Source organism: Thermodesulfitimonas sp. (assembly GCF_052743955.1).
Map to the genome: position 1 here is coordinate 18,388 of NZ_JBRAIN010000007.1, position 10,623 is coordinate 29,010.

12 protein-coding genes are annotated in these 10,623 nt (G+C 60.4%); all 12 read right to left on the reverse strand.

The features are described from left to right. Positions 1 to 21: 21 nt before the first annotated feature. Complete coding sequence (gene tsaD / locus ACUVTA_RS01255; protein WP_445951169.1) at positions 22 to 1,047, reverse strand: tRNA (adenosine(37)-N6)-threonylcarbamoyltransferase complex transferase subunit TsaD; 1,026 nt, start codon at positions 1,045 to 1,047, stop codon at positions 22 to 24. Between the two features lie 15 nt (positions 1,048 to 1,062). Next, positions 1,063 to 1,521 (reverse strand): ribosomal protein S18-alanine N-acetyltransferase, encoded by a 459-nt coding sequence (rimI, locus tag ACUVTA_RS01260; RefSeq protein ID WP_445951170.1) that lies wholly within the window; start codon positions 1,519 to 1,521, stop codon positions 1,063 to 1,065. After that, the gene (tsaB, locus tag ACUVTA_RS01265) at positions 1,518 to 2,210 is read right to left on the reverse strand and encodes a tRNA (adenosine(37)-N6)-threonylcarbamoyltransferase complex dimerization subunit type 1 TsaB (RefSeq protein WP_445951171.1); all 693 of its coding nucleotides are present in this window, start codon (positions 2,208 to 2,210) and stop codon (positions 1,518 to 1,520) included. The genes rimI and tsaB overlap by 4 nt, the downstream gene beginning before the upstream one ends. Further along, positions 2,188 to 2,673, reverse strand: a complete 486-nt coding sequence (gene tsaE / locus ACUVTA_RS01270) for a tRNA (adenosine(37)-N6)-threonylcarbamoyltransferase complex ATPase subunit type 1 TsaE (protein WP_445951172.1) — start codon at positions 2,671 to 2,673, stop codon at positions 2,188 to 2,190. Before tsaE ends, tsaB begins: the two co-directional genes overlap by 23 nt. Positions 2,674 to 2,721: 48 nt before the next feature. Further along, positions 2,722 to 3,726, reverse strand: coding sequence for a thiamine-phosphate kinase (gene thiL / locus ACUVTA_RS01275; protein ID WP_445951173.1), 1,005 nt, complete (start codon positions 3,724 to 3,726; stop codon positions 2,722 to 2,724). Positions 3,727 to 3,744: 18 nt separating this feature from the next. Beyond that, entirely contained in the window at positions 3,745 to 5,043 is a 1,299-nt protein-coding gene (gene thiC, locus ACUVTA_RS01280) for a phosphomethylpyrimidine synthase ThiC (protein WP_445951174.1), read from the reverse strand. After that, complete coding sequence (locus tag ACUVTA_RS01285) at positions 5,040 to 6,092, reverse strand: thiamine phosphate synthase (protein WP_445951175.1); 1,053 nt, start codon at positions 6,090 to 6,092, stop codon at positions 5,040 to 5,042. Before ACUVTA_RS01285 ends, thiC begins: the two co-directional genes overlap by 4 nt. Positions 6,093 to 6,237: 145 nt before the next feature. Continuing rightward, on the reverse strand, positions 6,238 to 6,642 hold the full coding sequence (locus tag ACUVTA_RS01290; RefSeq protein ID WP_445951176.1) for a response regulator: 405 nt from the start codon (positions 6,640 to 6,642) through the stop codon (positions 6,238 to 6,240). 128 nt (positions 6,643 to 6,770) lie between these two features. Beyond that, positions 6,771 to 7,166: a gamma-glutamyl-gamma-aminobutyrate hydrolase family protein gene (locus ACUVTA_RS01295; RefSeq protein ID WP_445951181.1), complete on the reverse strand. Its 396-nt coding sequence runs from the start codon at positions 7,164 to 7,166 to the stop codon at positions 6,771 to 6,773. Then, complete coding sequence (locus tag ACUVTA_RS01300) at positions 7,085 to 7,474, reverse strand: gamma-glutamyl-gamma-aminobutyrate hydrolase family protein (protein WP_445951177.1); 390 nt, start codon at positions 7,472 to 7,474, stop codon at positions 7,085 to 7,087. Before ACUVTA_RS01300 ends, ACUVTA_RS01295 begins: the two co-directional genes overlap by 82 nt. 170 nt (positions 7,475 to 7,644) lie before the next feature. Next, positions 7,645 to 8,133, reverse strand: coding sequence for an acetolactate synthase small subunit (ilvN, locus tag ACUVTA_RS01305; RefSeq protein ID WP_445951178.1), 489 nt, complete (start codon positions 8,131 to 8,133; stop codon positions 7,645 to 7,647). Between the two features lie 68 nt (positions 8,134 to 8,201). Next, positions 8,202 to 10,553, reverse strand: a complete 2,352-nt coding sequence (locus tag ACUVTA_RS01310) for an FAD-dependent oxidoreductase (protein ID WP_445951179.1) — start codon at positions 10,551 to 10,553, stop codon at positions 8,202 to 8,204. Positions 10,554 to 10,623 lie beyond the last annotated feature (70 nt).

Sequence of the window (10,623 nt, forward strand, 5' to 3'; positions counted from 1 at the left end):
TTTCGGGATCATCGCTTTAAATTATACCGCAAGATTGGCCGTAAGTGGTAGGTTGGCAACCGCGTTTATGGTAAGCGGGGCGAAGTCCCCACGGAGGAAGTGATAGTAACCGGCGGCGGCCACCATCGCCGCGTTGTCGGTGCAGAGTGCCGGGTGCGGGATGACGAGGCGCAGACGCCGCCGGCTTGCTTCCGCGCGGAAGCGCTCCCGCAGGTAACCGTTCGCGGCTACACCGCCGGCAAGTAGGAGGGTTTTTACCTTGAAGTCCGCCGCTGCGGTGAAGGCTTTGGTTACCAGCACCTCGGTCACCGCCGCCTGGAAGGCGGCAGCCAGATCGGCAAGGTTCACGGGGTTGCCTTTTTGCCACTCCCGGTGGAGGTGGTTAACGACGGCCGTTTTCAGACCGCTGAAACTCGTGTCGTAGCCCTGCTCTTCGAGCATGGGGCGGGGCAGGTAAAGAGCGGTGGGGTCCCCTTCCCGGGCGAGCCGTTCGATCGCCGGACCGCCGGGATAGCCCAGGCCCATGGCGCGGGCCACTTTGTCGAAGGCTTCACCGGCAGCGTCGTCCCTTGTCTGCCCGATGAGGCGGAACTCACTGTGGGAGGCGGCATAAATCAGGTCGGTATGCCCACCGGAGACCACGAGGGCGACGACGGGGAAGTTGGTCTCTGGTGCAGAGAGGAAGCAGGCGTAGACGTGAGCCAGAATGTGGTGGACGGCGATGAGCGGAATGTTGCAGGCAAGGGCGATGCTTTTGGCTGCCATCAGCCCCACGAGAAGTGACCCTAAAAGACCGGGACCGTGCGTTACGGCAACGGCGGCAAGGTCGGAAAAGGAGAGGCTTGCTTCCGATAGAGCCGTGGCAATAACGGGGTTTAGGGCTTCTATGTGACGGCGTGACGCCACTTCGGGCACAACGCCGCCGAAGCGCCGATGGACCGCCACCTGGGACGCGACAATGTTCGCCAGAATCTCCCGGCCGTCGGCGACAACCGCCGCGGCTGTTTCGTCGCAAGAAGTTTCGATTCCGAGGATGAAGACACTCAAAGGATATCACCCTACTTAGGCCCTGGCCCGAATGTTTTCCAGCCACATGATAATGGCATCTTCCTGGTTATCCTGGTAGTAGCGCTTGCGGACCCCTTTTTCCTCAAAACCCATTTCTTGGTAAAGCTTCCGCGCGATAAGGTTTGAGGGCCGTACTTCGAGGGTCATCTTTGTTGCCCCCCGCAAGGCCGCCCTCTTGATCAGTTCCTGCAGGATGCGGCGGCCGATACCCCTGCCGCGGAAGTCGGGATGGACGGCGATGTTGGTGATATGTGCTTCGTCGAGAACCAGCCACATGCCGCCGTACCCTACAACTTGACCCCGGTGAAGCGCCACTACGTAATCGGCTGTTTCGTTAAGGAGGATTTCGAAGAGGAAAGCCTCCCGCCGCCACGGAATCGGGAAGGAGACCTTTTCGATGGCCATTACGGCGTCGAGGTGTTCCGGTTCCATCGGGACAACTTTGACCCTCACGCGCTGTGCCCCCTTGTGGTCGCCGGGGGGCGAAGGTATTCCGGTAAAAGGTCGAAGGGCGTAACTGCCGCGCCACGCGCCAGCCTTTGGCGTCCCAGAAAGGCAACCGTGGCGGCCCGGGGGTAATTGAAAATTTCGGGAGCGAAGAGCGCCTTTCCGCCGAGGATTTCGGTAAAGGCTTCCCGGAACGCCCAGGCCCCCTCACCTATCAGGATAAGCTTGGAAAAAGAGGCAAATTTTTGGGCTGCTTCTACCGGGGGGGCGGCAAAGGGCGCAACCAGAACTGATGCCTCCGGGGCGCCGGCCGCGTAAGCAGCAGCGTAAACCTCGTTGCCGCGCGAGGTGAGTACGGGGCAGACCGGAATGTCGCCGCTAAGCAGCGGCGCCGCCAGAACGAGCAACGTTGGTACCCCAATTACGGGGAGGGCGCAAACCTGCGCGAGCGTTTTGGCGCTGACGACACCCAGGCGGAGGCCCGTGAAGGATCCAGGGCCCTGGGAGACAGCAATGCCGTTCAGGTCCTCCGGATGGGTGCCGGCATCGCGCAGCAGTTCTTCGATAAAGGGGAAAAGGCGGACCGAGTGGAGCCGCTCCCCAAAGGCCGCGCGTTCCGCGCGAAGGCCCTCCGGCCCAACTACCGCCACGCTGAGGAGTGGCGTCGCCGTCTCAATTCCCAACACGCAAGCCACGTTTCAATTCCTCCACGACCGACCGGCTGCGGCGCCCCCGTCCGGTGAGGCGAATGAGGCGCCCCTCTGCGGTATCGGGCAGGTAGCGGATTTCTACTTCTATCCGGTCTTCAGGAAGGGCTTCGGCTACGCGGTCGGCCCATTCGACCACGCAAACGCCGGGGCCCGCAAAATATTCGCCGCTGCCCAACGCCCAAAACTCCTCCGGACCACTGAGGCGGTAGGCGTCGAAATGGTAAAGCGGGATAGGCCCCGCATATTCTCTGATAAGCACGAAAGTAGGGCTTGTCACTGCGGCCTTTATCCCCAGGCCCCGCGCCAAGCCCTGGGTAAAACAGGTTTTTCCGGTGCCGAGGGCCCCGGTGAGGGCAACCAGGTCGCCGGGCCTGAGCAGCCGCCCTAATTGTTCGCCGAGCGCCTTGGTTGCTATAGCCGACTCGGTTTTAACTTCTAATTCCGCCAAGACCGGTGGGCACCTCTACTAATTATTGCCGTTTTCCAGGCTGAATTTTCAATCCGGCTCTTTAAAATGGTCGTAGCCGCCTGCGGGCAGCTCCTGGCGGCTGCCGTCAGGCAGGAGGAGCCAAACGCCCTTTTCGGCCGTAATCGTTCCTACCGGGTGGCAACCGGCTCCCGCTTTAACCAGGGCGCGGCTTATTTCCCCCAGCGCCTGGGGGGCCACGGTAAAGAGAAGTTCGTAATCCTCACCGCCGAAGAGCGCCCAATCGATAGGATCCCGGCTAGCCCGGCGGGCCACGAATTCTGTTGCCGGCGCCACGGGGATCGCCGCCCGGTAAATCTCGCACCCGACGCCGCTGGCGGCGGCGACATGGTGCACTTCAGAGGCGAGGCCGTCACTCACGTCGATCAAGGCGTGGACGGCAGGAGTACCGGCGAGGGCCAAGCCCGCCTTTACCCGCGGCTCCGGCCGCCTGTGCCGCCGGAGCAGGATATTGCGGAGCGGCTCAGGGCAGGGGAACCCTTCGTTTTGCAAAAGGAAAAGCCCCGCTGCGGCGGCGCCGAGTGGTCCCGTAATGCAGATGATATCTTTAGGTTCGGCCCCGCTGCGGAAACGTACCCGGCCCGGTGCGGCCTCTCCCAGGAGGGCTACGTTTAACATAAGAAGCGGGGCCGCGGTGGTGTCACCACCTACCACGCTGACGCCCCACGCGGTAGCGGCTTCCTTCAGCCCCTCGTAGAGCGCGGCGGCCTCTTCCGCGGTCAGGGAAGCGGGGAGGCAAGTCGTTACCACCGCGTAGGTTGGCCGGCCACCCATAGCGGCGATGTCGCTGATATTGACGGCGAGGCTTTTATAGCCGATATCCTGGAGGGAAGCAAAGTCACGCCGGAAGTGAACCCCTTCCACCAGCGCGTCGGTAGTGAAAAGTAGCCAACGCCTCCCGCACCGCAGGACAGCTGCATCGTCGCCGACGCCTTTTATCACGGCGGCATCTGTTTTAATATCTGCCGTCAACCGGGCGATAAGTCCAAATTCGCCGAGTTCGCTCAGTTTCATGGCCAGCGATAATCCGTTTCAGCAGCGAGTCCGGGTGGTACCCAAGAATTCCGCCACCAGGCGCATGGCGCAAAATTCACCGCACATGGTGCACTCGCGGATGCCGGCGGGGTTGTGTTGCTGCCTTAAGCGGCGGGCTTTTTCCGGGTTGATCGCCAGCGCCACCTGCTTATCCCAGTCAAGCGCCTTGCGCGCCTGCGCCATCGCCAAGTCTTGTTCCTGGGCCCCGGGGATGCCCTTCACGATATCGGCGGCATGACCGGCGATGCGGGCAGCGATGACTCCCTCCCGCACATCTTCCGCTGTGGGAAGACCTAAGTGTTCCGCCGGCGTGACGTAACAGAGAAAATCAGCGCCGGCCATTGCCGCCACCGCGCCGCCGATGGCGGAAACGATATGGTCGTAGCCCGGTGCAATATCGGTAACCAGCGGCCCGAGGACGTAAAAAGGCGCGTTCCGGCAGAGAGACTTTTGAAGCTGGACGTTGGCCGCCACCTGGTCTAGCGGGACGTGGCCGGGGCCTTCCACCATTACCTGGACGCCCCGCTCCCGCGCCTGGTCAACAAGTTCTCCCAAGATAACCAATTCCTGGACCTGGGCCCGGTCGGTGGCGTCCGCCAGGCAGCCCGGGCGCAACCCGTCGCCTAGACTAAGCGTTACGTCGTAGCGGCGGCAAATGTCGAGTAACCGGTCAAACTGGGCGTAAAGGGGATTCTCCGCGCCGTGGTGGAGCATCCAGCCCAGGACGAAGCAGCCGCCGCGGCTGACGATATCCGTGATCCGCCCCTGGCGCCGCAAGCGGTTGACACTTTCGCGGGTAACGCCGCAGTGGACGGTGATAAAGTCGACGCCGTCGGCCGCGTGGCGTTCGATAACCTGGAAGATCTCGTCGGCACTCATGGCCACGATGCTGCCGTGCCGCTTGAGCGCCTCGATGGCGGCCTGGTAAATCGGGACGGTGCCTACCGGAACAGGGCTGGCGGCGATGGTCTGCCTTCTCAGGGCATCCAGGTCGCCGCCGGTACTCAAGTCCATCACTGCGTCGGCGCCGGCATCTAGCGCCGTCCGGAGTTTAACCAGTTCCTGTTCCGCGTCCGGAAGACGGGGTGAGGTGCCGATGTTGGCGTTTACCTTCGTGCGGAGTCCTGCACCAATCCCTAACGGATCAAGCCCCCGGTGGTTCTTATTGGCGGGAATGACGATTCTTCCTGTCGCCACTCCCTCGCAGACAAACTCCGGGGTACGCTTCTCCCGAGCGGCCACCCGTTCCATCTCCGGCGTTATCTTCCCCTGCTTTGCTGCTTCTAACTGTGTCAATCCGACCCCTCCAGCATTTTCAGCAAAAGTGCGGCACTTGCAGCGACATCGGACGCGCTGGCCACCGCGCTTACCACGGCAATCTGCTTCGCGCCCGTTTTTATTACCGCCGGCAGGTTTGCAGGCGTTATGCCGCCGATGGCCACCACCGGCAGACGAACCTGCGCCAGGACTTCCTTAAGCGCTTCCAGACCCTGCGCGGCGTATTCCGGTTTGGTCCTGGTTGGAAAGACGGGTCCGAAGCCGATATAGTCAGCGCCCTCTTTTTCCGCCCGGAGAGCCTCGGCAACGGAGTGGGTGGAGACCCCGATAATGGCCTGCTCGCCGAGGATGCGCCGGGCGGCGGCGATCGGCAGATCTTCCTGCCCTAGGTGCACCCCATCCGCACCAACTGCCGCCGCGATGTCGGCCCGGTCGTTGATAATAAACGGCACTCCGGCCTTCGCTGTAACTTCCCGGAGCGTCCGGGCGGTTTCGAAAAAGGTCTTGGCCGGGAGCTCTTTTTCCCGGAGCTGGATGATCTGGGCGCCGCCCCGGATAGCCTCTTGAGCTACACTGACCACGGGTCGCCCCGCGGTGTGGGCGGAACCCACGATGACGTAAAGCTTCAGCTGCCGCAAAAAGGAGGTTTTCTCCTCCGAGGCCAGCCGGGCGACAAAAAGCTGCTCCAGTTCGTAAGCCAGAAAGCGAAGGCGTTTGAATTGGACCTCTGTTTCGGGCGCCAGGTAACGCGCCGTTTCTTCGAGGACCCGCGCCGCCTCCTGGACGCGCCGGGCGTTCGCTATCGCTACCCCGCAGGCGGACGAGTGGGAGTCTTCCGGATAGCTAGCGCCCGGATCCTGGTTCACGTCGCGGGCAGCAAGGCAGGCGGCGGATAGGTTGGCGGCGGTTCGTTGCAGGTTATGCCGTGCTGCCCGGATCCTTTCGGCTAAAGCACCGTCCTGCAGGACGAAACGAGCAAGGTCCTCAAGCACCCGGAGGCCTTCCCGGGCCCGGTTTAGGTTTGCATCTGTTAACCGGTAAAAGGCCTTTATTTCTATCTTAACCACGCCCTTCATCCTGAACAAGCCCTTTTAAAGAGAAAATGCGTGGTGCAAGTGCCGAAGGCTTCGAAAATTAAGATATCCCGTGGGTGGGGGCAACAAGCATTTGTTCCCGCGGCAGCGCAAAAATTCAACCGCACTGCGAATATTCCTACCGGAGAAAGTCGGCTGCGCAGCCGGTATCCTTCTTTTCCCTGATCGCCCTAAGGATCTCTCTGATTGCCGCCATGTCGAAAGGCTTGCCGAGAAAGGCGATGACCCCCTCTTTGAAGGCACGGGTAATCATTTCTACTTCGGGGCAGGCGGTCATCATCACGACGTTTACCTCAGGGAGACAACGCAGCAATTCTTCGAGCGCGGCAAAGCCGTCGAGTACGGGCATCATGATATCGAGAAACACGAGATCCGGGCGAAAGTCGCAGGCTAGGTCAACCGCTTCGCGCCCGTTTTTGGCCGTTCGGGTGACGTGTCCTTCTGCGCCTAGAAGGGCTTCGAGAATTTCGCAAACTTCCGGCTGGTCGTCAGCGATTAACACCTTGAGCGTTTCTCCGGGCATCGAGATTACTCCCCGATCGTTTTTGACAGGTATTAACAGTTGGGTTGAATGCCATCTCTATCTTTTTCGCCGGGGTAGGCCGGTTTCCTTTCGGGAGCCGGCGGAAAATTGGTTTCTGTCACCAACCTCTATTTTGGTTGTTCATTACAGGCCGTTATCAAAGCGCTGAACAGCGCGAGGAAAAGCAGGTCTTTTTCCCACATCCCTTCAGGGTGAAACTGGACGCCGACCGCAAAAGGATGTGTGGTGGCCCCGATGGCTTCGATTATTCCGTCCGGCGCCCAAGCTGTGGCTTTAAATCCCGGGGCCACCTTTTTTACTGCCTGGTGGTGAAAAGAGTTAACCCTTAACCGGGTGGTTCGGAAAATCGCGGCGAGGCGGCTGCTCCCGCGGATATCGATATGGTGGGTCCCGTACCAGCGCGGGGCGTCTTGCCGGTGCTTCAGAGGATTTTTGTGCCCGCGGCGAGGTCCTGGTAGATGGTGCCCCCGGCGGCGACGTTGAGTACCTGCATACCCCGGCAGATGCCGAGAACGGGGACTACCCGGGCGAGTGCCTCCCGGGCGAGGGCCAGCTCAAAGGCGTCCCGGCGCGGGGAAACCGTTCCGGTTTGGGGTAGCGGTTCTTCCCCGAAATAGAAGGGGTCAATATCGCCGCCACCGGACAGAAGAAGCCCGTTGATGCTGGTGATAGCGGCAGCAGCTTCCGGCGAGAGCGGCGGCAGGATCACCGGGAGCCCCCCGGCACGGTAGACGGCGTCACTATAGTAACGGCTCAAGTAACAGCGTTCTTCCTCCCCAAAGGCGGCAGTGATGCCGATTACGGGGCGCATAGAAACCTCCTTTACCGCAAGCCGACTGGCATCTGGTTTCGCGGCGACCGAAGTGTTTGGTAGCAGAAAGGGCGAGGCTGCACCCCGCCCGGAAATGTAGCTGTTGAAAAAAGGTGCGACTTTGCGGCAGAGAAAACGAAAGCTTTCTTGACGGGTAGCGACCGGCAGTCTCACTCTTTGACGGTATGGGCACCACGCGTCAGGGTTACCTTTCCCGTCCGGACCATTTCGAGGATGCCGTGCTCGCTTAAGACCGCGCAGAGGGCGTCGATCTTCTCTTCGTCGCCGGTCATCTCAACCACCATGGTTTCCTTTCCGACGTCCACAATGTGGGCACGGAAAATCTGGACGATATCCACAATGTCGGAGCGGCGGGAAGGATCTGCCTTTACCTTTATCAGCGCTAGTTCCCGGTCGATGACGTTCTGCGCCAGGCGCTCCACCTTCAGAACATCGATTAACTTCGAAACCTGTTTCACCACCTGGTCGATTACCCGGTCGTCCCCTTGGACGACAATGGTGAGGCGGGAGACATCGCTTTTCTCGGTATGGCCGGCGGTGATGCTCTCGATATTGAAGTTGCGCCGGCTCAAAAGCCCGGCGATCCGCGCCAACACCCCGGGCTTATTGAGCGCCAGAACGGCTAGAGTATGTTTCATAACCACCACTCCGCTCTTAAAAATAAACTTTCTAATGCCCTGCCCCGTCGCCTAGCTTTATCTTTTTGCTAAGCGATTCGTTTACCCTTCAAACGAACGGTTCGTTCTCTACTTAAGTTCCAGACGCCGCAAGGGCAGGCACCAGCGCAGAAACCGCAGCCGATGCACCGGTCCGGATCCACTACTGATTCAAAACCACCGTCAGCAGTTTCCTGCCGCGAGATCGCCGCTTGCGGACAGACGCTGATGCAGATGCCGCAGTCCCGGCAGGTGCCGCAGGAAACACATTCGGCTGCCGCGTCTTCAAGCCGGTTAAGGCGAAGTAAGCGGGGGTTGAAGTACTCGAGCTTGACGCGGGAGTAATCAATCCTGCTGCCGGTATCACGCAGCGGCGTTCTGCCCGCTATAAGATCCGCAATCGCCTGGGCTGCTTTCCGGCCGGCGCCGATCGCCTCGGTGAGAAGCCCGAGCTTGACCACGTCGCCGATAGCGAAAACCTGCGGGTCGGACGTCTGGTAGAACTCGTTCACCTTGATGAACCCGCGCTCGGTGGCTACGCTTTTCGGCAGAAAGTCCAAATCTGGCATGTCGCCAATCGAGATGATAACCGTATCTGCCGGGATTATCTCACCGGTGGAGAGTTCTATCCCTTCTTCGGTGACCGCCTTGCTGAAACATGGCCAGCGGAACTTGGCCCCTACCGCTTCAGCCGCTTTGCGCTCCTTGCTGAAGGAGAGCGGCTCCTGGATATCGATCAGCGTGATCTCCGTGGCACCAAGCCGGTGCGCTTCAGTAGCGACATCGCAGCCGACGTTGCCGGCACCGATAATAACCACGCGTTTACCGACCCGCGCTTGGCCTTTTTTGGCCTGACGCAGAAAATCAAGCGCCGGGATAAGCCTTTCCTTCCCTGGAATAGGAATGATGCGCGGTTTTTGGGCTCCGGCGGCGATCACGATAAAGTCATAATCAGCCTTCAAACGCGCAAAATCTTTACGGCTCAAGTACTGCTGCAGGTAAATGTGCGGCAGAACCTTCTTGGCCCGCTCAAGTTCAGCCTTAAATATCTCGTCCGCAATCCGGGAACGCGGTATGGCTGAAGAGAGCTTACCGCCGAGTTCGTCTTGCATATCAAAAATTACCGCTTCGTGCCCCTGTAGCCGCAGTTGCCAGGCCACAGAGATGCCGGCGGGCCCGCCGCCGATAACGGCGACCCGCTTCCCGGATAGGGAAGGGAGTTCCGGAAGCTTCGCGGCAAGGCTGGCCTCACCGAGTTCCCTTACGTCTGGCGGGGTCATCTTGCGTACCTGGCGCGTACACGCCTGCATGCAGAGGTTGGGGCAGAGGTAGCCGCAAACCGTTGCTGGGAACGGGGTATAGGTAAGGGCCAGGTCGATAGCCTTATCCAGCCTCCCTTCCCTGATGAGCCGCCAGCGTTCGTGAACCGGTATACCGGTAGGGCAGCTTGCCTGGCAGGGAGGCAGGTATTTCCGGTTTTCCCATACTGGGACGAAACGGCGCAGGTTCCCAGTCACAATGAGCGGGGTGGGGCTGCGGTCGAAGTCGACCAAATCCCCGATCAAACCGCCACGCCCTAATTCCTTATCCCAAACCTCCCGACGGAGCTCACTCATCGGGCGGCGCGGTAAGCTCCGTTTTTCCTGCGGCGTTCTAGCCACGAGCAACTGCCACTGGGTCCGGTCGGTGAGGGTCTCGAAAAGTTCCGTGCGGCCGATGGCAGCAAGGAAGACCTTCAGGTTTTCAACGAGCCAGTTCCAGTCTGCGTCGGTTATCGGCTCTAATTTTACATCGACTTGACTATAACCTTTGTGTGGGCCGCGGAAAAAGATTTTGCCGCCCACCATCCCGACGCAGGGGCGGTAGCCCAGGACGTTTTCCGGGTCCTGCGGCTCATAACCGCAGATAACGGCAATGCCCCCCGCCATAAACTCGGCAAAATAATCGCCCACGCCGCCGAGGACCCAGAGTTCCGGGGGAGCGAAGCGGGGATTGTGCTTGGTCATGGTCATGCCCCGAGCACCGATATTCCCGGCGACATAAATTTTCCCCTGGGCCATCGCGTTGGCCGTACCGTTGGTAGCGTGGCCGTGGACGATTATTTCTGCGCCTGCGTTGAGCCACCCCGTGTCATCCGAAGCGGGCCCCATGATTTCAATGCGGGTATTGGGAAAGCCCATTGAGCCTACCCGCTGGCCGGGAGAGCCGATAATGCGGGCGTAAACCTTATCCTCTCCGGCACGCCATAACCGTCCCCCGATGCCGTGCTGGCCGAAGGCTTCAACTTCGATGTACCGGTGACCCTCGGCCACCGCTTTCTGAATCCGCTCTTCAAGGATGCGAGATTCGATACGCCGGCCGTTTTCCAGGCCCGAAATCCGGTAAAACTTCTCTTGCGCCACGTTATATCTCTCCCTGAAAAGGCTCCGCGTAAGACGTTCTGCGTCCTACGTTCTGCATTTTAATTTCTAC

What these genes read in the sequence shown, in the direction of transcription:
- thiL (WP_445951173.1), bottom strand. Translation starts at nt 3,726, where the DNA reads ATGAAACTGAGCGAACTCGGCGAATTTGGACTTATCGCCCGGTTGACG.
- ACUVTA_RS01290 (WP_445951176.1), bottom strand. Translation starts at nt 6,642, where the DNA reads ATGCCCGGAGAAACGCTCAAGGTGTTAATCGCTGACGACCAGCCGGAA.
- ACUVTA_RS01300 (WP_445951177.1), bottom strand. Translation starts at nt 7,474, where the DNA reads ATGCGCCCCGTAATCGGCATCACTGCCGCCTTTGGGGAGGAAGAACGC.
- ilvN (WP_445951178.1), bottom strand. Translation starts at nt 8,133, where the DNA reads ATGAAACATACTCTAGCCGTTCTGGCGCTCAATAAGCCCGGGGTGTTG.